Annotated in this window: 22 protein-coding genes and 2 pseudogenes; 8 read left to right on the forward strand and 16 right to left on the reverse strand. The window is 75.9% G+C overall.

The window, feature by feature from the left end; all coding sequences use genetic code 11:
- Positions 1-41: 41 nt before the first annotated feature.
- From ACFXOZ_RS07660 to ACFXOZ_RS07705, 10 genes and pseudogenes are all read right to left on the reverse strand, one after another.
- A pseudogene (locus ACFXOZ_RS07660) lies at positions 42-701 on the reverse strand (2,3-diaminopropionate biosynthesis protein SbnB); the annotation flags it as partial.
- Positions 702-837: 136 nt separating this feature from the next.
- The gene (locus ACFXOZ_RS07665; protein WP_380588316.1) at positions 838-2,550 is read right to left on the reverse strand and encodes a phytoene desaturase family protein; all 1,713 of its coding nucleotides are present in this window, start codon (positions 2,548-2,550) and stop codon (positions 838-840) included.
- A gap of 32 nt (positions 2,551-2,582) precedes the next feature.
- Positions 2,583-3,311: a 3-oxoacyl-ACP reductase FabG gene (fabG, locus tag ACFXOZ_RS07670; protein ID WP_380588319.1), complete on the reverse strand. Its 729-nt coding sequence runs from the start codon at positions 3,309-3,311 to the stop codon at positions 2,583-2,585.
- Positions 3,308-3,556 carry a hypothetical protein gene (locus ACFXOZ_RS07675; protein WP_380588322.1) on the reverse strand — a complete coding sequence of 83 codons (249 nt, stop codon included), beginning with the start codon at positions 3,554-3,556 and terminating at the stop codon, positions 3,308-3,310. The genes fabG and ACFXOZ_RS07675 overlap by 4 nt, the downstream gene beginning before the upstream one ends.
- A gap of 94 nt (positions 3,557-3,650) precedes the next feature.
- The gene (locus ACFXOZ_RS07680) at positions 3,651-4,511 is read right to left on the reverse strand and encodes a 3-oxoacyl-ACP synthase (protein ID WP_380529415.1); all 861 of its coding nucleotides are present in this window, start codon (positions 4,509-4,511) and stop codon (positions 3,651-3,653) included.
- Positions 4,512-4,675: 164 nt separating this feature from the next.
- Positions 4,676-5,272: a hypothetical protein gene (locus ACFXOZ_RS07685; protein WP_380529413.1), complete on the reverse strand. Its 597-nt coding sequence runs from the start codon at positions 5,270-5,272 to the stop codon at positions 4,676-4,678.
- A 196-nt stretch (positions 5,273-5,468) separates the two neighbouring features.
- A complete protein-coding gene (locus ACFXOZ_RS07690; RefSeq protein WP_380588325.1) occupies positions 5,469-7,049 on the reverse strand; it encodes an ABC transporter permease subunit in 1,581 nt (526 codons plus the stop codon).
- Complete coding sequence (locus ACFXOZ_RS07695) at positions 7,043-7,984, reverse strand: ABC transporter ATP-binding protein (RefSeq protein WP_380588328.1); 942 nt, start codon at positions 7,982-7,984, stop codon at positions 7,043-7,045. Before ACFXOZ_RS07695 ends, ACFXOZ_RS07690 begins: the two co-directional genes overlap by 7 nt.
- Before the next feature lie 110 nt (positions 7,985-8,094).
- Positions 8,095-8,694 (reverse strand): TrmH family RNA methyltransferase, encoded by a 600-nt coding sequence (locus ACFXOZ_RS07700; RefSeq protein WP_380529407.1) that lies wholly within the window; start codon positions 8,692-8,694, stop codon positions 8,095-8,097.
- A complete protein-coding gene (locus tag ACFXOZ_RS07705; protein WP_380588331.1) occupies positions 8,691-9,434 on the reverse strand; it encodes a class I SAM-dependent methyltransferase in 744 nt (247 codons plus the stop codon). The genes ACFXOZ_RS07700 and ACFXOZ_RS07705 overlap by 4 nt, the downstream gene beginning before the upstream one ends.
- Positions 9,435-9,713: 279 nt before the next feature.
- Here ACFXOZ_RS07705 and ACFXOZ_RS07710 point away from each other — a divergent pair, with 279 nt between their 5' ends.
- Positions 9,714-9,911 (forward strand): hypothetical protein, encoded by a 198-nt coding sequence (locus ACFXOZ_RS07710; protein ID WP_375887489.1) that lies wholly within the window; start codon positions 9,714-9,716, stop codon positions 9,909-9,911.
- Between the two features lie 88 nt (positions 9,912-9,999).
- Here ACFXOZ_RS07710 and ACFXOZ_RS07715 read toward each other — a convergent pair whose 3' ends face one another.
- Both ACFXOZ_RS07715 and ACFXOZ_RS07720 read right to left on the reverse strand, forming a co-directional pair.
- Positions 10,000-12,834, reverse strand: a complete 2,835-nt coding sequence (locus tag ACFXOZ_RS07715) for a lysylphosphatidylglycerol synthase domain-containing protein (RefSeq protein ID WP_380588334.1) — start codon at positions 12,832-12,834, stop codon at positions 10,000-10,002.
- Positions 12,835-12,983: 149 nt separating this feature from the next.
- Complete coding sequence (locus tag ACFXOZ_RS07720; protein WP_380529402.1) at positions 12,984-13,745, reverse strand: SDR family oxidoreductase; 762 nt, start codon at positions 13,743-13,745, stop codon at positions 12,984-12,986.
- Between the two features lie 181 nt (positions 13,746-13,926).
- Here ACFXOZ_RS07720 and ACFXOZ_RS07725 point away from each other — a divergent pair, with 181 nt between their 5' ends.
- The 5 genes and pseudogenes from ACFXOZ_RS07725 to ACFXOZ_RS07745 all read left to right on the forward strand — a co-directional run bounded on the left by ACFXOZ_RS07725 (position 13,927) and on the right by ACFXOZ_RS07745 (position 17,267).
- Positions 13,927-14,823, forward strand: a complete 897-nt coding sequence (locus ACFXOZ_RS07725; RefSeq protein WP_380529400.1) for a helix-turn-helix transcriptional regulator — start codon at positions 13,927-13,929, stop codon at positions 14,821-14,823.
- Positions 14,824-14,899: 76 nt separating this feature from the next.
- Positions 14,900-15,166 (forward strand): UBP-type zinc finger domain-containing protein, encoded by a 267-nt coding sequence (locus tag ACFXOZ_RS07730; protein WP_375887480.1) that lies wholly within the window; start codon positions 14,900-14,902, stop codon positions 15,164-15,166.
- 120 nt (positions 15,167-15,286) lie between these two features.
- Positions 15,287-15,553 carry a hypothetical protein gene (locus ACFXOZ_RS07735; RefSeq protein ID WP_380529398.1) on the forward strand — a complete coding sequence of 89 codons (267 nt, stop codon included), beginning with the start codon at positions 15,287-15,289 and terminating at the stop codon, positions 15,551-15,553.
- A gap of 131 nt (positions 15,554-15,684) precedes the next feature.
- Positions 15,685-16,692 (forward strand): annotated as a pseudogene (locus ACFXOZ_RS07740) (sigma-70 family RNA polymerase sigma factor); the annotation flags it as partial.
- A gap of 83 nt (positions 16,693-16,775) precedes the next feature.
- On the forward strand, positions 16,776-17,267 hold the full coding sequence (locus tag ACFXOZ_RS07745; RefSeq protein WP_380529396.1) for an NUDIX domain-containing protein: 492 nt from the start codon (positions 16,776-16,778) through the stop codon (positions 17,265-17,267).
- 67 nt (positions 17,268-17,334) lie between these two features.
- Here the strand turns inward: ACFXOZ_RS07745 and ACFXOZ_RS07750 are convergent, their stop codons facing one another.
- The 4 genes from ACFXOZ_RS07750 to ACFXOZ_RS07765 all read right to left on the reverse strand — a co-directional run bounded on the left by ACFXOZ_RS07750 (position 17,335) and on the right by ACFXOZ_RS07765 (position 20,751).
- Entirely contained in the window at positions 17,335-18,093 is a 759-nt protein-coding gene (locus ACFXOZ_RS07750; RefSeq protein WP_375887470.1) for a Clp protease N-terminal domain-containing protein, read from the reverse strand.
- A gap of 97 nt (positions 18,094-18,190) precedes the next feature.
- Positions 18,191-18,928 (reverse strand): tyrosine-protein phosphatase, encoded by a 738-nt coding sequence (locus tag ACFXOZ_RS07755; RefSeq protein WP_380529394.1) that lies wholly within the window; start codon positions 18,926-18,928, stop codon positions 18,191-18,193.
- Between the two features lie 166 nt (positions 18,929-19,094).
- Complete coding sequence (locus ACFXOZ_RS07760; protein WP_380588338.1) at positions 19,095-19,850, reverse strand: VC0807 family protein; 756 nt, start codon at positions 19,848-19,850, stop codon at positions 19,095-19,097.
- 157 nt (positions 19,851-20,007) lie between these two features.
- Positions 20,008-20,751 (reverse strand): hypothetical protein, encoded by a 744-nt coding sequence (locus tag ACFXOZ_RS07765; protein WP_380588341.1) that lies wholly within the window; start codon positions 20,749-20,751, stop codon positions 20,008-20,010.
- A 332-nt stretch (positions 20,752-21,083) separates the two neighbouring features.
- Here ACFXOZ_RS07765 and ACFXOZ_RS07770 point away from each other — a divergent pair, with 332 nt between their 5' ends.
- Together ACFXOZ_RS07770 and ACFXOZ_RS07775 are read left to right on the forward strand one after the other, a co-directional pair.
- Positions 21,084-21,959, forward strand: coding sequence for an RNA polymerase sigma factor (locus ACFXOZ_RS07770; protein WP_380588344.1), 876 nt, complete (start codon positions 21,084-21,086; stop codon positions 21,957-21,959).
- Positions 21,956-23,020 (forward strand): hypothetical protein, encoded by a 1,065-nt coding sequence (locus tag ACFXOZ_RS07775; RefSeq protein WP_380588347.1) that lies wholly within the window; start codon positions 21,956-21,958, stop codon positions 23,018-23,020. The genes ACFXOZ_RS07770 and ACFXOZ_RS07775 overlap by 4 nt, the downstream gene beginning before the upstream one ends.
- Positions 23,021-23,342 lie beyond the last annotated feature (322 nt).

Genomic DNA, 23,342 nt, shown 5'->3' on the forward strand with positions numbered 1-23,342 from the left:
GGAGGGTGGAGGAGGGTCGGGGGAAGGAGGGAGGGGCGGGGTCAGCCGTAGCGCTTGAGCTCGTGGAAGAAGTCGGGGACGGTGTGCAGCCGGCCCGCCGCCAGGACCTGGTCGTGGACGTGCTTGGCGACGGCCAGGTCGAGCACGCCGAGGCCGAACGGGGAGAAGACCACCGTGCGGTCGGCGGGCGGGGTGATCGTGCCGGTGAGCACGTCGTACAGCGTGCCGGCCACGAACGCGCGGTGGCCGACGCGCTGTTCGGCCAGGTGCGGAGAGGTGCCGGCCTTGAGGCAGTGGTCGATGTCGTCGACCACGTTCCAGGAGTCGAGGACGATCTCCGGGGAGAGGTCGCGCAGCGAGATGTGCAGCACGAGCGGGTGGTGGGCGAACCAGGCCGGGTCCGTCACGTGCGGTTCGCCGGCCACGGTGGCGAAGACGACCAGGTCGGCGGAGCGGACCAGGTCCTCGGGCTTCTCGTGGACGGTGACGGCCAGGTCCTCGCCCTCGGCCCGGCGCAGGTAGTCGGCGAAGCCGTGGGCGTGGTCGGCGGAGAGGTCGTGGACGCCGGCCTCGGTGAAGTCGAAGCCGTTGGCGGCGAGGTAGGTGTGGAGGTAGCGGGCGATCAGGCCGACCCCGAAGAAGCCGACCCGGCGCGGGCGTTCGCCGCGGGCGTCGGCCAGCCGGGCGGCCTCGACGGTGGCGATGACGTCCTGCTCGTGGCCGTGCAGAGCCTCGTGCACCTGGGCGCCGGGGACGACGGCGAAGGTCGGGGCACCGGTCATGGGAACACTGGTCATGGGAACACTGCTCCTGCTCGGGTGCGGTACGGGAGTGGGTTCAGCCGATCCGGGCGAGGCCCTTGGCGCCCTGCCGGGCGCGCCCGCGGGAGACCAGCAGCGGGTCCCAGTCGGGGCCGCGGTCGGGGAGCCTGGCCGGGTCGCCGAGCACGGCGCCCGCGGCGACCTCGGTCAGCAGCGGGCGGTCCAGGATCTGCCCGGCGGCGACGATGCCGCCGGTGGCGACCGCGCTCAGGCCGCTGCCGAAGCGGGTGCTCTGGCCGACCACGTACAGGCCCTCGACGTCGGTGCGCACGTCGGGCCGCTTGCTGACGTTGCCCCAGCGGGCCATGCCGTACGGGGTGCCGCCGCTGCTGCGGGTGTAGCGCTCGTGGCTGAGCGGGGTGGCCGTCTCCAGGTGGGTGATGCGGTCCCGGAAGGGGCCGACCACCTTCTCGGCGGCGGTCACCATCAGTTCGGTGAACTGCTGCTTGCGCGCCTGGTAGGCGGCGTCGCGGCGGTAGGGCTCGCCGTCCACCGGGCCGCCGCGGACGCCCCAGAAGTCGTAGCCGGGCGGGCAGAGGGTGAGCAGCTGGAAGTTGGAGTGGCCGGGCGGGCAGACCGCGGTGGCGTCCGGGTCCTTGCGGGAGGCGAAGGAGAACATCAGCTGGGGTATCGAGTCCACCGTGCCGTCGCGTTCCCAGCGCTCGATCATGGCGGCGTGCGCGGCCTCCATGTCGTCGCTGCCGTGCCACCAGAGGTTGGCGTTGGGCAGGCCGGGCAGCTCGGTGTCGAGGGCGATGTACACCGCGACCAGGGCGCCGCGCATGGTGGCCGCGCGGGTCCGGTCGACCAGGTCGGCGGGGAAGGCCCGTTCGCCGCCGCACAGGTCGAGCACGGTGCGGCGGTAGTCGGCGTTGGAGATCACCAGGGGGGCGGAGATCCGGGTGCCGTCGGTGAGTTCGACGCCGGTGGCGCGACCGTCCTCGATCAGGATGCGGCGCACCTCGCAGCGGGTGCGCAGCTCGCCGCCGTACGACTCCAGGGCCTCGACGAAGGCGGCCACCAGGACCTGCCCGCCGCCCTCCGGGTAGTAGGCGCCGCGCAGGTAGTGGTCGAGCATCGCGGCGTGCTCGGCGAAGGTGATGCCGTCCGGCATGGTGCCGTAGTTGCCGGCCTGGGCGGCGAGCAGGGTGCGGGCCTTGGGGGAGAGGCCGCAGTGGGTCAGGGCCTCGGCGAGGGTCCGGGCCCGGCGGGCCCAGCGCATGGTGTCCGGGTACTGGCGGAACAGGTCGACCATGGGGCGGCCGAGCAGGGCCTCCCGGGTGGCTCCGGCCACCGTCTCGGCGAGGTGGACGAAGCGGTCGACGCCCTCGGCCTCCTCGGGCAGGGCCGCGCGCAGCCGGTCCCGGTAGCCCGGCCAGCCGGCCGGCACGTCCAGGGTGGCGGTGGGGGTGATGATCCGGTCGAAGCCCTGCTCGTTGTCCATCGGGCGGAAGGACACCCGGTCGCGGACGCCGAGTCCGGACAGGATCGCGGGGAAGATGCCGTCCGGCCCGCAGTCGCCGACGTAGTGGGTGCCGACGTCGAACTCGTACTTGCGCCGGCGGCGGAAGACGTGGGCGTTGCCGCCGGCCACGTCGTGCTGTTCGAGGACGAGCACGCTGCGCCCGTCGGCGGCCAGGTAGGCCGCGCTGACCAGTCCGCCGAGGCCGCTGCCGACCACGATCGCGTCGTAGTGGTCTCTGCCGCCCCCGGCCGTCGGACCCTGCACTTCCCGCATTCCCGCCCCCACTCGTCGGACCATCAGAACGTGCCGCCGCCGTGGATCTCGAAGACCGACCCGCTGATGTACGCCGCCCGGTCGGACAGCAGGAAGGAGACCAGGTCGGCCACCTCTTCCGGCTTGCCGATCCGCCCGAGCGCAACGCTCCCCAGCATCCGTTCCAGCGCTGCCCCGGACATCCCGCCGACCATGTCGGTCGCGATCAGGCCCGGGGCGACCACGTTGGCCCGCACGCCGCGCGGGCCGCACTCCTTGGCCAGGGATTTGGTGAAGCCGATGATCCCCGCCTTCGAGGCGGCGTAGTTGGCCTGGCCGACGTTACCGTAAATCCCGGACACTGACGACAGGTTGACGATCACTCCGGTGCGCCGCGTGCTCATCGCGAAGGCCGTCGCGCGGCACACGTGGTAGACGCCGTCCAGGTTCGTGCGCAGCACTTCGTCCCAGTCGGATTCGGGCATCAGGATCACCGGACGGTCCCTGGTGATGCCCGCCGAGGTGACCGCGGCGTCGACCGGGCCGAGGTCGCGCTCGGTGCGGGCGAACCAGTCGCGGACCGCGGCGGAGTCGGCCACGTCGCAGCGGGTCGCGGTGATCCGGGTGCCGGCCTCCCCGGCCTCCTTGACCAGCCGGTCGGCTGCGTCGGCGTCGGCGCGGTAGCAGAAGGCGACGTCGTAGCCGTCCCGGGCGAGGCGGAGCACGATCGCCCGGCCGATGCCCCGGGAGCCGCCGCTGACCAGGGCGATCATGCGTCGGCTCCGTTCGGGGCGGTCGGGTTCGGGGCGGTCGGGTTCGGGGTGGTGGTGGCGGGAACGGTGGCCGGGGCCAGCAGGCGGAGCACCGCGCAGCCGACCGCGCCGTCCCGGTCGACGGCGGTGACCAGGGCGGTCCGGCCCGCCGCGGCCGGTTCGGTCTCGGCGGTGCTGAGCAGCGCCTGGATCTGGAAGGTCGCGGCGGCCGGGCCGGGGTCCAGCAGCTGCTGGTGGCCGGTCACGGGCCTTCGGCCCGGGTTGCTTGAGCCTTCGGCGCTGCGCGGCGGCTTCGCCTCGGCCCCCGCCGCCTCACCCCGGAGGAGCGAGCCCTCAGGCTCAAGAGCTGGGAGCCGTACGTCGGCCAGGCCGTCCGCCCGCTCCGGCGGCTCCAGCGGCTCCAGCGGCCCGGCGGGAAGGGTCGAGGAAGACCTTCTCCAGCGGCAGCCCGAGGTCCTTGCAGACGCCGAGCCAGGACAGCCGGTTGACGTTGTGCGGCAGCACCAGCGCCAACTCGTCGATCCCGCAGCCCGCTTCGGCCAGCGCCGCGGCGATCACCTCGCACAGGCCGGGCCCGTAGAGGTCCTGGAACTCCTTGGCGGCGACCTCGCCCATGACGAACTCGTCGCCGAACCGCGGGTAGGTGCGCGCCGCGTAGCCCGTCATCCGGTCCGGGCCGGAGCGGTCCGCGCTCACCAGGACGGCGGCGGTGCCCTCGCCCATCACGGTGACGTCCGGGATGGACTGGGTCTGCGCGGTGCAGGCCTTCTCCCCGGCGACGACCAGGGCGAGCGCGTTCGGGTCCGGGTCGGCGGCGAGCAGGGTGCCGGCCAGGTCCAGGGCGAGCAGGCCGGAGGCGCAGGCGTGGTGCGAGACGACGAACGCGGCGGCGTGCTCCAGGCCGAGTTCGGCCTGGAGCGGCCCGAGCGCGGTCAGCGGGTACGGCAGCGGCGAGGGCATGGTGCGGGCCTGGAGGACGTACTTGACGCGCTGTTCCTGGCCGCGCAGCTCGACCAGCTTGGTCGCGGCGCGCAGCAGCAGCTCGGTCTCGGTGGCCGCCGGGTCGCGGCACACCTCGGCGAGCCCGTAGAAGCGCTGGTAGCGGCGCAACTGGACGTCCGTCAGCTGGAGTCGCCGCTGGAAGCGGGCGATCGGGACGGTGTCGGGAAGGCAGCTGGAGACCGCCGTGATCGACGTCATGCCCACTACGGTGGCGCGCGGCGCTGACGGGCAGCTGACGCCGGGCTGACCGTCGCCGACTCCCGGCGGCCTGCGCAGGCCGCCGGGAGTCGGCGCAGGCAGCCGGGAGTCGGCGCAGGCCCGCCGCGCCGGGCGGGCCCGCCGGTGTCGTCGCCGCCCTGGCGCTACCGGTGCAGGACGGTGCCGCCTCCGATGACCCAGAAACCGGCCGGGACGGTGCCGCACCGGGTGACCTCGGTGTGCCTCGTGGGGTCGGTCCGTTCCCAGCCGACCCGGCGCTCGCCGTGCCCGTCGGCCGGGTAGAAGGTCAGACCGGCCTCGGGGTGCTGCCCGGGCTGGAAGGGCTGCGGCTCGCCGCCGAGCGGGGTGAGCACCATCCGCGAGATCGGCCCGGTCACCGTGACGGCGCCGTCCGCGTCGACGGTCAGACAGTCGACGTCGAACTCGGCCCGGATGGTGCCGTCCTTGTCGAAGACGTGCTGCACCACGGCGTGCCCCCGGGCCCGGCCGTCGACCGTACGGGCGCTGACCTGCGCGGTGAGCCGCTCGCCGGGGTTGGCGCCCGGGCCGTGCTCGTTGAGCAGCGTCCAGCCGCGCAGAGCGAGGTGCCCGGCCGGTCCTGCGGTCGCCGCAGCCGCGGCCGCAGGTACGGGTACGGCCGCGGGCACAGCGGCGGGCGCGGCGCCGGCGGTGCCGGCCGTCCCGGCGGCGAGGGCCGTGACGGCGGTGGCGAGCGCGATGGCGGCGGTGAGCTTGCGCATGGTCGATCCTTCGATGCGTCAAGGGAGTTCGGGCTGTTGCCCGACCCCTCCAAGCTCCCAGCCCACCACCGCCCGCGGCCTCCGCCCCGGGGAGGGACCGGCTCCCCCCGGTGGGGGAACCGCGCCTCCTCCGCCCGGCCCACCGCAGGACGCCGGGGCCGTACGGTGACGGCCGCACGCGGTCACCGCGCCGCCCTCACCGCACGGCCCGGCGTATCGCCTCCAGGGCGAGCGCGGCCGCGGCCAGCGCGGCGGCCAGCCCCGCGACCGCCGCCGGGGCCGGGGCGCGGTCTCCGGAGACGCCCAGGAAGTCCAGCCCGGAGGCGTGGTTGACCATCCCGTACCAGAGCATCGGGTAGACGGTCTGGAACAGCCGGGGCCCACGGCTGAGGCTGCCGCAGAGCAGGGCCAGGGCGGGCACCAGCAGCGCGCCCGCCACGGCGCCCAGCGCCGCCCGGGACTGCCCGGCGGCGGCGAGCCGCAGGGCCGGCACGGCCGTCACCGCCAGTGCCGGGACGATCCCGGCGAGCAGCCCGGCCAGCCCCCGGCGCAGCGGGGACGGGCAGGCGGCGAGCAGCTGCTCGGTGCTGCCGCCGCCGGCCCGGTGGCCCATCCGGGCCCAGAGCGGCATCGGCCAGAGCACCGCGAACGGCAGCACCGCGTGGCTCGGCCCGTCCGGTGCGACGGCCGCCGCGGCCACCGCGAGCAGGGCCGCCCCGGCCCACCAGAGCCGCTGCCCCCGCGCCAGGATCCGCAGCTCCCCGAGCAGCGCGTCGAAGCCGATCCGCCCCTGCCGGGGAGCGGCCGGTCGGGCGGGCCCCAGGGCGAAGCCCGCCGGCTCGGCGGCGACGCCGGGGCCGGGGCCGATGGTCCCGCCGCCCGCCCTGCCTGGCCGCGCCCGCCCGGTGCCCCGCCGGGCCGGATCCCCGTCGAAGCGCCGGAACCAGAGCGCCCCGACCAGCGCGATCCCCACCGCCGCGCCGACCAGCAGCACCCCCGTGGCCGCTGGTCCGCCCGCCTCGCCGGGCCCGAGCCCGGGCCAGTCGAAGGTGCCGAGCACCCGGTTGTCCGCCGTCAGGCCCACGCCGAACTCCACCCCGGCGACCGGCCGCCCGCCCGCCGCGAGCGACTCCCGGATCGAGGCGGTGATCCGCCGCATGCCCAGCAGGTCCGGCCCGCCGCCGGCCTGCGCGCCGAGCACCGTCACCAGCCAGACCGCGAACCAGACCGCCGCTCCCAGCCCGCCGCGCAGCCCGGGCACGGTGTCGAAGAGCACCGCGCACCCGGCCACCGCCGCCAGCAGCGGCAGTGTGATCAGGACGTACGGCAGCAGCAGCCGCACCGCGTCCACCCGGCCCGAGTCTCCCTTGACCAGCTGCACCGCGAGCGCCGTCCCGGCGAGCGCGAGCAGCATCGAGCCGAACAGCAGCAGGTTGCCGACGAACTTGCCCGCCAGGTAGCCCGCCCGGCTGAGCGGGGTGGCGGCGAGCAGCCGACCGACACCGCTCTGCTCGTCCCGCCCGATGCCGCCCCGGGCGATCCCGAAGCCGGCCAGCGAGAGCCAGACCGCGCCGCCGAGCGCGGTGACCGTCCCCACGTAGCCGCTGGTGTAGCGGCCGTGCAGGTCGGTCACCTGGAACACTTCCCAGCGGGAGTCGCCCACCGGCGCGGCGAGCAGCCCGAGCGCGAGCGTGCCGAGCAGCACCACCAGGTAGCCGGGCCGGCGCCGGCGCTCCCGGAAGTCGGCCAGGGCCAGCGCCCCGATGCGCGTCACCATGCCCTCACCGCCTCCGGCTGCCCGGGCCCGGTGCGGTCGGCGGTGAGCAGCAGGTAGGCGTCCTCCAGCCGGGGCGGTACGGGCCGCGCCCCGGGCGCGGGCGCCTGCCGGGAGAGCACCCGGGCCCGGACGCCCTCCGGGGTGCGGGTGGTGGCGCCGACCGGGAAGCGCGAGCGCAGCGCCGGGAGCCCGTCCGCGGCGACGGTCAGCTCCCAGACGGAGCCCTCGGCCCCGCGCAGCAGCTCCTCCGGACTGCCGTGGTGCAGCAGCCGCCCGCCGCCCATCACCGCGATCCGGTCGGCGGTGGCGGCGACGTCCGGGACGATGTGGGTGGACAGCACGACGATCCGGTCGGCGCCGAGCCCGCTGAGCAGGCTGCCGAAGCGCAGCCGCTCCTCCGGGTCGAGCCCGACCGTGGGCTCGTCCACGATCAGCAGCGCCGGGTAGTTGAGCAGCGCCTGGGCGATGCCGACCCGTTGGCGCATCCCGCCGGACATCGCGCCGAGCCGCTGCCCGGCCGCGCCGGTGAGGTTGACCAGGTCGAGGAGCTGCTCGATCCGGGCCGCGGCGGAGCGCCGCCGCAGCCCCTTGGCGGCGGCCAGGTAGGCGAGGAACTCGCGGGCGGTGAGCTGCGGGTAGACGCCGAAGTCCTGCGGCAGGTAGCCGACGGCGCGGCGCAGCGGCCCGGGCCGGCGGGCGATGTCCACCCCCTCCCACAGCACCCGCCCCGAGGTGGGCCGGGTGACCGTGGCCAGGATGCGCATCAGGCTCGACTTGCCGGCGCCGTTGGCGCCGAGCAGGCCGAGCACGCCGGGCCGGAGCGTCAGCGAGAAGGAGTCGACCGCGCGTCTGCCGCCGCGGTACTCCTTGGTGAGGTCGAGGATCTGGAGTTCGGTCACGTCCCGAATGCTTCCGGCCGGGCCGTGCCCGCACATCTGCCGTTCGGCAGATATCCGGCGGCTTCCGGCACCGGATCACGCCGGGGAACGCCGGAGGGGTGTGCCGTTCGGCACACCCCTCCGATCATCTGACGATGAATCAGATGTCAGTCCTCGTCGCCGAAGTCGCCCTCGACGTCGCCGCCGAGGTCGCCCCCGGCGTCACTCCCGTCCGGGGTGCCGCTGATCGCGTACCCCTGCCGGCGCGCCTCGTAGCAGGCCACCGTCGCGGCCGCCGAGACGTTCAGCGAGCCGACCCGGCCCAGCTGCGGCACGAACACCACCTGGTCGCAGAGCTCCAGCGCCTCGGGCGTGATCCCGCGGTCCTCGTGCCCCAGCACGAAGGCCACCGCGGGGGTCAGCCCGGCGGCGAACATCGGCACCGCGTCGTCCGCCAGCTCCAGCCCGACCACCTTGAAGCCGTCGGCCTTCGCGGCCGCGACCGCCTCGGCGACGGTCGGGAAGTGCTCCACCTTCAGGTACTTGTCGGTGCCCATCGCGGCCTTCTGCGCGCCGGACGAGCGCACCGACGGGGTGTCCCCGGTCAGGTACAGCTTCTCGGCGCCCATCGCCGCCCCGGTGCGCACCACCGAACCGACGTTGAACGGCGACTGCAGGTTCTCCAGGATCATCGCGAGCCGGAACTCGTTGCTGCGCCGCCAGGTGCGGTGCAGTCGCTTCAATTCGGTCCCGCGCAGCTGCTTCACGACGTCGTTCCCCGTCCACTCTCGGTGCCCTCGCCCGCTTCCGGGCGGGGCCGCGCTTCCAGAATCCGGAACCCGTTGACCGACGCGACCCGGGAGGTCGGGTAGCCCTGCTCGTTGAGCCACTTCTGCAGCGAGTCCGAGCCCAGGTGCTTCTGCACCACGAGGAACGCCGAGCCGTCCGGGGTCAGCCGGCCGAGCCAGTGGGTCAACAGCCCGCGCAGCTCGGCCTTGCCGATCCGGATCGGCGGGTTGGAGTAGATGGTGGCGAACCGGAGGTCCTCGGGGACCTCGTCCGGCAGCGCGGCCTGGACGTTGCCCAGCCGCAGGGCCTCCGCGTTCAGCCGGACCAGCTCCAGCGCGCGCTCGTTCACGTCCACCGCCCACACCGGGAGCCGCTTGCGGCGGGTCGCCCAGGTCAGCGCGATCGGGCCGTAGCCGCAGCCGACGTCCAGGATCGGGCCGCGGACCCGCGGCGGCGGGGCGTGCTCCAGCAGGACCCGGGTGCCCTGGTCGAGTCGGCCGTGCGAGAACACCCCCGCGTCGGTGGTGAGTTCGAGGGTCAGGTCCGGGAGCGAGACCGTGATCGGCCGGCGCTCGCTGGCGACCTCGGGCGCACTGGAGAAGTAGTGCGAGCCGGACATGGGTTCCCCGTCGTTCGTAAGGGCCGTCATGGTCAGGCCGTCGTGCGGATGGGCCTCGGGGCCCACCGGGTGGGTGCGGGACGGCCCTGGGTACGGCACCGATCGTACCCCCGGCGGCCTGCGGGGCGTTCCGCCCGGCCCCGGGGGGACGGGCCCGCGGGCGGGCCCCGGACCGGTCGGCGCGGCCGCCCGGGCGGCGTCCGGGCGGCGTCCGGGGCGATCGTCGCGCGGAACGCCTCCGGAGCCGGGCGGGCGTGGTCGGGGCCCGGACAACACGCCGGAGCGCCCTCGGCACGTCGCGTCCGCGCGCCCGGCGGCGGATACTGCGAGTACCGCCATCCGGGCCCTGGGAGCCTCCCGACAGTGAGGACGGACGCCATGCCGCAGAATCACGAGGACTACCTGATCGACGAGGCTGCCGAGACCGTCGAGCCCGACGACGCAGCGACCGACGGCGACGAGTACGACGAGGTCGCCGAGCGCCGGGCCGTCGGCGGGGACCCGGCCACCGACCTCGCGGACGCCGCCGAGCAGAGCCGGGTCGTCCAGCTCGACGAGGACGAGTACCGGGAGTAGCGGCAAGCGCCCACCAGCACTCACCGGCCCCCACCGGCCCCCGCACGCCCCACCGGCCCCCACGCGCCCCCTACAGCGCCTTGCGGCCCTACAGCGCCTTGCGGCGCTGCAACCAGGTCATCGCCGCCCAGCCCGGCAGCACCGGCAGGATCAGCGTCAGCAGCCGGAACAGCGCCACCGCCGCCAGCGCCCCGCCCTCCTCCATCGACGCGGTCTGCTGGAGCCCCAGCAGCAGCGCCCCGTCCACCGCGCCGACCCCGCCCGGGGTCGGCGCTGCGTTGCCCGCCGCGTTGCCCACCAGGAACACCACCGCCACCGCGGCGAAGGACGGTGCCCGGCCGATCGCCAGGGCGCAGCAGTACAGGCAGGTGATCAGGCAGAGCGACACCGCCAGCTGTCCGGCCACCCCCACCGCCAGCCGCCCCGGATTGCGCAGCAGGTCCAGCAGCCGCGGCAGCACCTCGGCCGTCAACGGCCGCAGTCGCGCCGCCAGCCACCGCCGGGCGGGCGGGATCGACCACACCACCACCAGCAGCACGGCCGCCACCACCAGCCCGCCGACCACGGCCGGCAGCGCCGCCAGCTCCGAACCGCCCGGCTGCGCGTCCACCAGGTAGACGAAGGCCCCCAGCTGCAGCAGGTGCAGCACCAGCCCGATCAACTGCCCCACCCCGACGCTGGACAGCGCCTGCGCGGTGGGGATGTTCGCCCGCTGCAACAGCCGGGTGTTCAGCGCGATCCCGCCGACGCCCCCGGGCGACACCAGCTTCACGAACGCCCCGGCCAGCTGCGCCAGCACCACGTTGCGGAAGTTCAGCCGCTCCGGCACGAACCCGACGAACCCCATCGCCGCCGCCACGTGGCTCAGCCCCGCGGCCAGCACCGCCAGCGCCATCCACCACGGATCGGCATCGGTCAGCGCCGCGATCGGGTTGTCCTCCACCGCGAAGAACTGCGGGATCAGCAGCACCCCGGCCACCACCCCGCCCGCCACGGCGAACAGGGTCCGCGGCTGCAACCGCTCCAGCCGCACCGGCCGCCCCACCACCTCCGGGCGCCCGCGCGACACCTCCGCCCGGATCTCCTCCAGCAACCCGCCGGACACCCCGGCCTCCGCCCCGGCCTCCGCCCCGGCCGCGGAGCCGGCCTCCGCGGCCGGGCCGACCCGGCCGACCGCCGGAGCGGCGGACGACCGGGTGGGGACGGCAGCGCTGCCCGAGCTGCCGTCCGGGACCACCGGCTGCCCGGTCTGCTGCCCACCGCCGGCCGCGTCGCCCGGCGCCTGCCCGCCCGGTGTCGACGCGCCCGGTGTCGACGCGCCCGGTGTCGACGCGACCGGTGTCGACGCGACCGCACCGTGGCCGCCCCCCTCCGGGGCCTCCGCCCCCGCCCCCGCCGGACCGGCGCCCGGGCGGCGCTTGAGCGCCTGGCGGGTCGAGCGGGCGAGGGCGATCGGTTGGAGGAGGGGGAGTGCGGCGCCCAGGGCGTCGCGGCCGAGGACGGTGGTGGCGGTGCGGACGGCGCGGTCGGCGCCGGCCCGGAGGGCGAGGGTGGTGAGCAGTTGGACGACGTCGCAGCGCAGGACGAGTTCGCTGGCCGCGATGTCGCCGTCGGCGAAGTCGACCAGGTGGACCGCGCCGGTGCCGTCGACCAGCAGTGAGGACGGGACGAGGGCGCGGTGGGCGATCTCGCGGCGCTGGAGCAGGGCGAGCTGGCCCCAGGCGTCGGTGAGGAGCCCGTCGGTGATCTCCTCGTCGTCGAGCCGGTCGAGGGTGCGTCCGGCCAGGTGCTCGTACGCGATCAGGGCGGTGTCGTGGCCGAGGCCGGCGGTGGCGGCGATCCGGCGGGTGCGGACGCCGGCGGCGAGGGCGGCGTAGGTGACCAGGGCCTCGTGTTCCAGCCCGGTGCGCGGTGAGCGCAGGGCGCGCGGGTGGGGGGCGGTGCGCAGCCGCAGGCGGCGCCAGGCGCGCTGGACGGCGGCGGCGGTGACGGCCTGCCGGTCGAGCAGTTGGACGTCGAGTTCGGGCCGGTCGTCGGCCTGCCGGACCCGGTATCGGTCCGGTCCGGCGGGCAGTGCCTCGACCGGTCGCAGTCCGCTGTCGCGCAGGGCGCGGAGCACTTCGCCGGGCCGGGGCCGCGGGTCCGGGGTGCCGACGGCGTACAGGGTGCCGTGGGCGCCGGTCCAGCCGATGAGCAGCCCGAGCAGCAGGGCGGTGGGGGTGGCGTACCCGCCGGCCAGTCCGGCGAGGCCGGAGAGGGTGAGGACGGCCCAGGGCAGGCGCCGTTCGCGGCTGGCGGAGGCGGTCATGAAGGCGAGGACGGGCGCCAGGTAGCCGTAGACGGGTTCGGTGTGCGCGAGCGCGTCGGCGGGCAGCCGCTGGGTGAGGGCGGTGAGCAGTGAGGCCGGGGCGAGGTCGTCGGCCCACAGGTCGAGGGCGAGGGTGGCGCCGTACGCGATGACGGCGGCGAGCAGCCCGTCGGAGACCTGCTGGAGGGCGCGCCGCCGGTCGGGGCCGAGCAGGCGGCGGACGGCGAGGCCGACGGGCAGCAGCAGGACGGCGGCGGTGGTGAGCCCGCCGGCCAGGTTCGCCAGCGGCCTGGGGACCAGCGCGGCGGCCCCGGCGACGTCGGCGGCGATGCCGCCGGTGGTGGCGCGGGCGTAGTCGGCGAGCAGCAGGGTGAGCGCGATCGTGATCAGGCCGGTGAGCAGCCGGATCAGGGCGACGGGCTGTCGGACCCGGCCGGCCTCGGCCAGCGGGCGGGCCCGTCGCCGCCGGCCTCCCGGGCCTCCCGGTCGGCCGGGTGCGGCCCTGTCGGCATGCCGCTGCCCGGGTATCTCCCCGTCGCTGTCCGGTCGTCCGGCCGGGGTGGTGGTGCCGCCCCCGCCGGTGTCGCCGTTCGTTCTCCCCGTCACGATCGCCACGGGTGGCATGCTCCCATGCCGCCCGTGGGCCGGGGGCGCGGGTTCGGCGCCCCCGCCCCGCCCCCGCCCCGCCCCCGTCGCGCCCCGGCCCCCCGTCGCGCCCCGCCCCTGTCGTGCCCCGCCCCCGTCGCGCCCCGGGCCCGCCCGCGTCACGCCTGCCGGGTCGGCAGCACCACCTGGTGGCGCAGGTTGACGTGCCGGGGCCGGCTCACGGTGTAGGCGATGAGGTCCGCGATGTCGTCCGCGCCGAGCGCCGGGATCGCGGCGAACAGGCCGCCGAGCTGTTCGCGCAGCACCGGGTTGTCGATGTGCTCGCCGAGTTCGGTCTCGGTGAGGCCGGGCTCGACGGCGCTGACCCGGACGTCGCGCGGGCCGAACTCGGTGCGCAGGGCGGTGGAGAGCTGGGTGAGGGCGGCCTTGGTGGCGCCGTACACCGCGTAGTCGGGGAAGGAGACGTGCGAGGCGATGGAGGAGACGTTGACCAGGTCGGCGGTGCGGCCGTCGGCGGCGGCCGCGGTGAGGTCGGCGGTGAAGGCGCGGACGATCCGCAGGGCGCCGGTGAGGTTGGTGTCGATCATCCGGGTCCATTCGTCGATCCGCCCGTCGGCGAGCGGGTTGGCGAGCATCACCCCGGCGTTGTTGACCACCAGGTCGACCGGGCCGTAGGCGGCGTGGACGGCCTTCGCGGCGGCGTCGACCGAGGCCTGGTCGGTGATGTCGGCGGTGACGGCGAGGGCCTGCCCGCCGGCCGCGGCGATCTCGGCGGCGAGCGCGTCGATCCGCCCGGTGCGGCGGGCGAGCAGGGCGACCCGGGCGCCGTTCGCGGCGAGCAGCCGGGCGGTGGCGGCGCCCATGCCGCTGGCGGCTCCGGTGACGACGGCGGTGCGGGTGGCGAGGGCGGGGTAGCTCATCGGGGACTCCTGGAGGGGTTCGACCTGCTGACGTCGACCACTCTGCGGCGCCGCCGCGCGCCTACCCAGGGCCACGTTCTTCCCGGGTCCGCGCTTTCCGGGAAGTCCCTGCCCGGGAAGTCCCTGCCTGGGAAAGGCAGTACCACCCTCGGGCCGTCGCCCCAGGGCTACCCTGCCTGGCATGGAGAACACCCTGGGGGACTTCCTCCGCTCGCGCCGGGCCCGGATCCAGCCGGAGGAGGTGGGCCTGCCCGCGCACGGCCGCCGCCGGGTGCAGGGCCTGCGCCGGGAGGAGGTGGCGCAGCTCGCCGGGGTCAGCGTGGACTACTACATCCGGCTGGAGCAGGGCCGCGGCGGGAGCGCCTCGGACGCGGTGCTGGACGCGGTCGCCCGGGTGCTGCGGCTGGACGAGGCGGAGACGGCGCACCTGCGGTCGCTGAACCGCCCGCCGAAGGAGACGCCAGCCCGGGTCCGCGGGGACCGGCGGGTCCGCCCGGGGACGCGGCTGCTGCTGGACCTGATGGCCGGGGTGCCGGCCTTCGTACTGGGCCGCCGGATGGACGTGCTGGCCTGGAACGCCCTGGGCGACGCGGTGAACGGCTTCTCCGAGCGCGCCGCGGCCGGAAAGCCCGGTGCGCCGCTCAACCAGGTCCGGGACGCCTTCCTCGACCCGGCCGCCCGCACCCTGTACCGCCAGTGGGACGCCGTCGCCGCCGAGACCGTCGCCCAGCTGCGCCGGGACGCCGGGCTGCACCCGGACGACCCGGCCCTGGCCGCCCTGGTGGGCGAACTGTCGGTGCGCAGCGAGGAGTTCCGCCGGCTCTGGGCCGACCACCTGGTGCGGGAGAAGACCAGCGGCGTGAAGCTGCTCCGGCACCCGCTGGTCGGCGACCTCGACCTCGGTTTCGAGACCCTGGCCGTCCAGGGCTCGCCGGACCAGGTGCTGGTCGCCTACACCGCCGCGCCGGGTTCGCCCACCGCCCAGAGGCTGGCCCTGCTGGCCAGTTGGACGGCCGCCGGCCCGGTTCCGGAGCCCGCGGAGCGTGCGGAGCCCGTGGAGTCCGGGGACGGGTCCTGAGTGAACGGTCTGAGCGAACGGTCTGAGCGAACGGTCTGAGCGGGCGGCCCGGCCGGAGCCGTCATAGCCTTCGAACATGACCGCCTGCGAAGACCTCGCCATGGCCCCCCGGGACATCGAGCCCGCCCCGCCCACCGACGGCTGCGCGGACTGCCTGGCCGGGGGCAGCCGGGACTGGGTGCACCTGCGGGTCTGCCTGGACTGCGGCCACATCGGCTGCTGCGACAACTCGCCGCAGCGGCACGCCACCGCGCACTTCCACAACTCCTCCCACCCGGTGATCCGTTCCTACGAACCGGGGGAGGACTGGCGCTGGTGCTACGTCCACGAGGTCATGGGCTGAGCCGGCCCCCGACCGCTCCGGTGGCACCGGCCCGTCGACCGGATAAAATCCGGACATAACACCCGAGCGGCCCCTCGGTCCGGCATCCGTCCGGCCGCGGCCGCCGAAGGGAGGCCGACGATGACCAAGCGAACCGCGGGCAGCACCGCCCAGCTCCGCAAGGGCACCCAGGAACTGCTGGAACGCCGGGGCATGGCGACGATGCCCGGCCGGCTCGGACCGAAGCCCGCCTTCGGCGCGCTGTCCGCCCCCGGGAGCCCGACCGGCGACGCCTTCCGCCACGGCGGGCGGGACGCGGCCTCCGCGATGCCGCACGCCGCCCCGGCGATGCACGCGGAACTCAAGGGGCACCGCCACCGCGGCGCCGAGAAGCACTCGGCCCACTGAGCCGGCCCCGCGCCGACCACGCACCCCGCTGACCGGCCGACTGTCAGTGGGGTGCGCTACGTTCGACCCGTTCACCAGGACGCGGCGGGGCGCCCGGAACGCACAGGGCGCGACGGGGCGCGACGGGGCGAACGGAACGCACGAGGCGACGGGGGCGCACCATGACCGACGTGACCACGCAGGAGCCGGTGGAGCTCCAACTGGAGCGCCACCGCACCGAACTCACCGGCTACTGCTACCGCATGCTCGGCTCGGTCTTCGAGGCCGAGGACGCGGTGCAGGAGACCATGGTCCGCGCCTGGCGCGGGCACCGGGGCTTCGAGGGCCGGTCGGCGCTGCGCTCCTGGCTGTACCGGATCGCCACCAACGTCTGCCTGGACGCGCTGAACGGCCGCAAGGGCCGGGCCCGCCCGATGGACCTCGCCGGTCCGGTGACGGTGGCCACCGCGAGCGACGTCCGGCTGCCCGAGGTGACGTGGATCGGCCCCGCGCCGGACGGCCGGGTGCTCCCCGAGACGGGGGACCCTGCCGAGGTGGCCGCCCGGCGCGAGTCGGTGAAGCTGGCCTTCGTCGCCGCGCTGCAGCGCCTCGCGCCCCGGCAGCGGGCGGTGCTGATCCTGCGCGAGGTGCTCGGCTGGAAGGCCGCCGAGGTCGCCGAACTGCTCGGCGTCACGGTCGCCTCGGTCAACAGCGCGTTGCAGCGGGCCCGCGCGGTGCTCGCCGCGGACGCCTCCGCCGCCCGCCCGGCCGCCGCACTGGACGAGGCGCACCGCGCCCTGCTGGAGCGCTACGTCCGCGCCTTCGAGGCGTACGACATGGACGGCCTGACCGCGCTGCTGCACGAGGACGTCACGCTCAACATGCCGCCGTACTCGATGTGGCTGCGGGGGGCGGCCGAGGTCCGGGCCTGGATGCTGGGCCCGGGGCACGGTTGCCGGGGCTCCCGGCTGCTCCCGGTGACGGCCAACGGCGGTCCGGCCCTCGCCCAGTACCGGCCGGGCCCGGCGGGCGGGTACGCGCCGTGGGCGCTGGTCGTGCCGGAGGTGTCGGACGGCCGGATCACCGGGCTCACCAACTTCCTCGACACCGACGTGCTCTTCCCGCTGTTCGGCCTCCCGGCCCGGCTCCCGGCCGAGTAGGCCGTGCTGCTCGGCGGGCGTGGCGGCCGCGCCCCGGTGGCAGAGTGGGGGCGACCGAACCGCCCTGCCCCAGGAGGAACACCGTGACGGCTGAGCCCTTGAGATCCCGCGAGGAGTGGCTGGCCTCGCTGCCCCGGATCTACGCGGCGGCGGGCTGCCTGCTGCGCGACGAGTCCGGCCGGATCCTGATCGTGAAGGCCGGGTACCGCGAGCACTGGCAGTTCCCCGGCGGGACGATCGACCTCGGGGAGGGCCCGGTCGAGTGTGCCGCGCGGGAGTTGGAGGAGGAGACCGGCATCGTCAAGGAGGCCGGCGACCTGCTGGCCATCTCCTGGACCCACCCCTCGAACGAACTCGACCACCCGGCCCAGCACTTGATGTTCGACTTCGGCACCGTCCCGGACGGCACCCCCGTGACCGTCCCGGCCGGCGAGCTGGACACCCACCGCTGGGCCCCGCTGGACGAGGCTCTGGAGCTGCTCGGCCCGGCCCGTTCGGCCCGGCTGCGGGCGGCCCTGGAGGCGGCCGCCGACGGCCGGGTCCGGATCGTCACCACCCACGTCTCCGGCTTCTAGGCCGAGCTGCCGAAGTGCCGTGCCCCGGAAGGGAGTCCACCCCGGGGCACGGTCGGTGGGCCGGTCCTCACCGAGCCCCGGGGTCGGCCTCCCGGGCGGCGATCAGGGCGGCGACGGCCTCCGAGACGAAGGTCTCCGCCTCGGTCTTGTCCACGTTCAGCCCGGCGAGCACGCCCTTCCCGTTCTCCAACTCCAGGAGGGCGAGCAGGATGTGCTCGGTGCCGACGTAGTTGTGCCCGAGCTTGAGCGCCTCCCGGAAGGTCAGCTCGACGGCCTTCTTGCCCTGGGTGGAGTACGGGATCAGCGCGGGCACCTGCTGCTCGACGGCGGTCGGCAGCGCGGCGGTGGTCGCCGTCCGGACGGCCTCCGGGGTGACGCCCTGGGCGAGGAGCGCCTTGAGCCCGATGCCCTCGGGCTCGGCGAGCAGGCCGAGCAGGATGTGCTCGGGGCCGATCTCGGGGTTGTTGGCCCGGCGGGCCTCCTCCTGCGAGGCCACCACGACCTTGCGGGCCCGGGGCGTGAAGCGGGAGAAGCCCTGGCTGGGGTCGAGGTCGGCCGGGCTGCCCGGGCCCTTGGAGACGAAGCGCTTCTGGGCGGCCTGCTTGCTGACGCCCATGCTGTGGCCGATGTCGGTCCAGGAGGCGCCGGAGCGGCGGGCCTGGTCGACGAAGTGGCCGATGAGGTGGTCGGCGAGTTCGCCGAGGTGGTCGGCGGCGATGACCGCGTCGGAGAGCTGGTCGAGCGCGTCGGTGTGGACCTTCTTGATCGCGGCGATCAGGTCGTCGAGGCGCAGCGGAGTGGTGTTGGGGACAACGGGATTCTCCATGCGTCAACCGTAGGTTGTCGATCCGAGGATCGTCAACCATCGGTTGACGCTTACCGTCGGGTAGCTTGTGCCCGCCCCCTGTCGAACTCCGCGACCCCTACGCGGCGGGCAGCAGTCGGCCCCGGACGGCGGCGACCTGGGCGGGCGTGACCCCGGCCGCGAGCAGGTATCCCGCCGGGTCCAGCCCGTCGAGCGCGGCGGCCAGGGCGGCCTCGGCGGTGGTCCCGGCCTCGGCCAGCGCGGCGTCGATCCGGCGGTACGGGTCCGGCAGGCCGAGCATCCCGTACAGCGGGCGGACGTTGGGGCCGCTCAGCAGGTAGTCCTCGGCGATCGAGGCCCGGTCGACCCCGGCCAGGGCGAGCAGCAGCAGGGCGGCCAGGCCGGTGCGGTCGCGCCCGGCGCCGCAGTGCACCACCAGGCCGCCGGGGCGGGCGTCGGCGATCGCGGTGACCAGCGCGGCGGCGGCGTGCGGGCAGTGCTCCAGGTAGGGGCGGAAGGCCAGCGGGGTGCCGTCCAGTCGGCCGTGGGCCGCCCACCAGGCGGGGCCGGCCAGTTCGTCCAGCGGGACGCGGACCAGCTCGACGCCGTCGGGCAGCGGGAGGAGCGGCTTGTACTCCTCGGCGTTGCGCAGGTCGACCACGGTGCGGACACCGTGGTCGAGGAGGGCGTCCCAGCCCTCGCGGGTCAGCCGGTCCAGGTTGTCCGCCCGGGCTATCGCGCCGCGGGTGGTCGGGCGGCCGGAGGCGGTGGGGAGTCCGCCCAGGTCACGGACGTTCAGGCAGCCGTCCCAGACGAGGGTGCGGTCCTCGGTGGTGGTCAGTGCGTCGGTCCGCATGTGGGGCTCCCCGGTCGGTCGTCTCGGGGGATCCCGTTATCCCCTCGTTATATGGACTCCCGGGAGATCCCATTGGTTCCTGATCGTTCGAACCCTCGGCACCGGCAGTTCGTACGGCGTACCGACGGTGTGCCGGCTGCGTGCCCGGCGGCGCACCGACGGGGGCTCAGGCCGCGGTCGGGGTCCCGGTCTCGGCGGCGACCAGCTTCTCGATCGGGTCGACCGCGATCCGGCCGAACAGCGAACCGGCCGCGATCGCGCCGATCAGGAACACGGTGGACAGCCAGGCCATGGTCGACACCGGCAGGGTGAAGGCGCCGACCACCCGGGCCGCGCACTCGGCCAGCAGCGCGGTGCCCCAGATGCCGGCGAACACCCGCTCGTGGCGGCGGAAGGCCCGCGAGCCCGCCGCCCGGCCCTCGACCAGCCGCTGCCAGGCGGCGGCGCGGTCCTGCTTCCCCTTCGTGAGGAAGGGCATCAGCATCGGGGTCATCACCGGCTTGCCGACCGCCGCGGAGACCAGGATCGCCAGCGCCACGGTGCCGCTCAGCCCACCGTCCTTGGCGATCATCATCCGGGCGTCGCCGGTGACGAAGGTGAGCGCCAGGCCCGCCAGGTTGACCGCCAGCATCAGCGCGGCCCACAGGTTGACCTGACGCTCGCGCAGCAGGCCGAGGACGGTCCGGCCGGCCGGGAAGACGCTGCTCCAGGCCAGCGCGGCGAACTCGCTGAGGCCGCAGACCGAGTGCAGCAGGTAGTACCCCGCCAGCGGGGCGGCCACGTCGAGGACCAGCGGACGGAGCCCCGAGGCCACCGGGTTCGGCGCCGGGGCGGCGGCCCCGTCCGCGGGGGCGGGGGCGGTGGTGGCGGGCGTGGTGGTGGCGGGAACGGTGCCGGCGGCGCTGACGGTCTGGCTGCTCATGGTGGGTTCCTCCCCGGCTGGTGGCCGCGGGCCGCTGCCCGCGTCGTGCCTCCAGCTTCGCCGTCCGACCCTCCGTCAGAGCAGTGCCGTCCGTTGCCTGATCCGCATGACAGCTGTCACGGTGCGGCCCGTGACACCCTCGTTGACCTGCGCCGTTCTAGGGGTGCGTCGGGCCGAAGGCCCACAGCTCCCGGCCGAGCGTGTCCAGGCACCGCACCGTGCGGAACCGTTCGTCCCCGGCGGACAGGAAGCCCTGCGCCGCTCCGGCCAGCACCGTCCGGGCGACCCCGTCGCCCCGGGTCCAGGCGCCGGTCAGCAGCAGCGCCCCGTCGGCCAGCTCGGCACGCTGCACCCGGGCCACCGAGGCGGTCAGCAGCGCGGCGTTGACGTCCTCCAGCTCGGCGGGGGAGAGGTACGGTCCGGCGGTGGGGGAGAGGTCCGCCGCGGCCCGGCGCCGCAGCTCCGGCAGGCCGTAGTCGCGGACGGCGGCGACGGCGTCGTCCAGCGGCAGCCGCCAGCGCGGCCCGGGCAGCACCTCCCACCAGACGTCCTCGCCGACCGGCAGCACCTCGCCGATCCGGGCCCGCCAGACCTCGACGCCGCCCCCGGCGTCCGGGCCCGGCCGCTCCCCGTCGGTCCCGCCGCCACGCGCTGCGTCGCCGCCACCGGCCCCGTCGGCGCCGCCCGCTCCGTCGGCGCCGCCGGCCCGACGGACCACGCGGAGCCCGAAGGTGAAGGCGACCCGGTCGGCGGCGGGCCGCTCGACCAGCTCGACCAGCAGCCGGTGCGTGTCGTCCGGCAGGACGAAGGCCCGCTGCCGACCGGTGAGGCCCAGGGCGCGCAGGGCGGGCGCGAGGTGTTCGCGCAGTCCCGTCGTGTGGAGCTCGTGGGCAGTCGTCATCGCGGTCTTTCCCTGCTGGTCGTGCGGTCGTCCCGGCCCCGCTCCGGCCGGGGACAGCCCGGAAGCGCCCGCCCGAACGGGTTCGGGCGGGCGTCGTAAGAACGGGCGCGGCGGGGTCGCGGGGTCACGGCGCGGGGTCACGGCGAGGGTCGGGCGCGTCGGCGGGCCCGGCGTCCGGGGCGCGGTCGGCGCCCGGATCGATTCGCCTACCGACAAGGTAGGCAGGGGCGGTGTCCCGGGGCTGCGGGCGAACGGCAGCCGTCCACGGGACCTTGGCCCCGTCCGGCCCGGTCCTTCGACCGGAGCCGACCCGTTGGCCCGGATGGCGCATCATGTGGCGGGTGCAGAGTGCAGAACAGCCCGGAGCGGGCACCGGCAGCCCCCTCGGCCGGTCCGGACCAGTACCCTCCGTCGGCCCACCACCGGGCGGGGGCCCCGCTCCCACCGACCTGACCGAGGCGGTCCGCGCCGCACAGCAGGGGGACGAAGAGGCGTTCCGGCTGCTGTTCCGGACCGTCCAGCCGGGCCTGCTGCGCTACCTGAGGGTGCTCGTCGGCGGGCGGCCCGAGGACGTCCAGGACGCCGAGGACATCGCCTCCGAGGCCTGGCTCCAGATCGCCCGCGACCTGCGCGGCTTCTCCGGCGACGGCGACGGCTTCCGCGGCTGGGCCGCCACCGTCGCCCGCAACCGGGCGATGGACCACCTGCGCGCCCGGCGCCGCCGCCCGGTCGCCGACCTGCCGTACGAGTACCTGGCCGAACTGGCCGCCGGGGACGACACCGCCCGCACCGCCCTCGCCACCGTCGGCACCGCCGACGCGCTGGCCCTGATCTCCCGGCTGCCGCGCGACCAGGCCGAGGCGGTGCTGCTGAGAGTGGTCATGGAACTGGACGCCGAGAGCGCGGCCCGGGTGCTCGGCAAGCGGGCCGGCAGCGTCCGGATGGCCGCCCACCGGGGGTTGCGCCGACTGGCCAAGCTGCTGGACCAGCCCTTCGCCTCCGGGGCCGGGATCCCGGCCGCCCGCCAGGCCGAACCGGGCGCCCGCCGGGCCGAGCCGGCTGCCCGCCGGGCCGAAGCGGCCGCCGGGGAACGGTCGCCGGCCCGGGCGCGGGAGTCCGCGGGGCGACCTGCCGTGGAACCCACGGAAAAAACTTCTCCGCAGGGTGTGACAGAACGCCGGGCCGCGACGCTGAAGGACATGAGATGAGCACCAACCGATCCCGTCGGATCGACCGTGATGCCGCCGAGCACCTGCTCGGCGGTGCCGTGGGCGGCCCGTCGGCCGGGCAGGACGCCTCGCTCACCGGACCGGACGGTCCCGGGCAGCTCGCCCGGGTGCTGGCCGCGGCCGCCGCCCCGGCGACGGCCGCCGAACTGGCCGGGGAGGAGGCCGCCCTGGCCGCGTTCCGGCAGGCGAGTCTCACGCCCGACCCCGTAGTGACACCCCTCCGGAGACGATCCATGGCAACCGCCGCGCTGGCCAGGGCCTTCAGCACGAAGGCCGCTGCCGCCGTGCTCGGCGCCACCGCGCTGTGCGGGGTCGCGGTCGCCGCCGGCACCGGCAACCTGCCGTCCGCCCTGGGCGGCGGCCCGTCCGAACCCGAGCACGCGGTCGCCGCCCCGGGCGGCCCGTCCGGCTCCCCGCACGGCACCTCCACCGGAACCGGCTCCGGCTCCGCCTCCCCGGGCGGACCCACCCGGCCGTCCATCGGCGCCCCCGTGGACCCGCACCGCACCGTCCCGTCCGACCCCGGCTCGCCCGACGGCCCCACGGCCGGCGAGCACCCCGGGCACCCCGCCCCGCCCGCCGCCCTGGTCCCGCTCTGCCAGCGCTTCGCGGACCGTACGGGCAAGGGCGAACGCCCCGGGAAGCTGGCCGGCGACCCGCTGTTCGCCCCGCTGGTCGCGGCGGCCGGCGGAGCGGACGAGGTCCAGGACTACTGCGAGGGCGCCCCCGGCCAGGAGCACGGGGACCACCAGGGCACCGGCCCGCGGCCGAGCCCCTCCGGCGCCGGGAAGGGCAACGGCGACGGCGACGGCAAGGCCAAGCCCGGCAAGGGCAACGGGAACGGGACCGGTACCGGTACTGGCACCGGGAACACCAACGGCAACACCAACGGCAACGAGGACACCAACGGCAACGGCGACGGCAAGGCCAAGCCCGGCAAGGGCAACGCGATCCCGACCCCGTCGAACCTCCCCACCCTGCCGGACACCCGTCCGGGCAGGACCGGCCCCTCCGAGGACGAGCAGTCCGCCCGGAGATGACCCCCAGAACTCCGGATGGGCGGCGAGCGACTCCCCCCGGGCTCGCCGCCCATCCGGATCGCACCACCCGCAGTACGCACAACCACCCGAAGACCCCGGGTGGCCGGTCGGCTCCCCCGTGCCCACCGTCCATCCGGTCGGCCCCGGCCGGCTCGGCAGGCGCTCACCCCGGACGCGCCGCCGGCCCGGCCGGTCCGGAACGTGGGGGCCCGCCCCCCCCCGGAAGGGCGGGGCGCCCCGCGGGGCCCCGCGGGGGGGGGGCCCCGGCCCCGGCGCCCCCCCCCCCCCCCCCCCGTCCCCGGGCCCGGGGCGCGGTAGAGGG

Source organism: Kitasatospora sp. NPDC059160, assembly GCF_042755465.1.
GTDB lineage: Bacteria > Actinomycetota > Actinomycetes > Streptomycetales > Streptomycetaceae > Kitasatospora.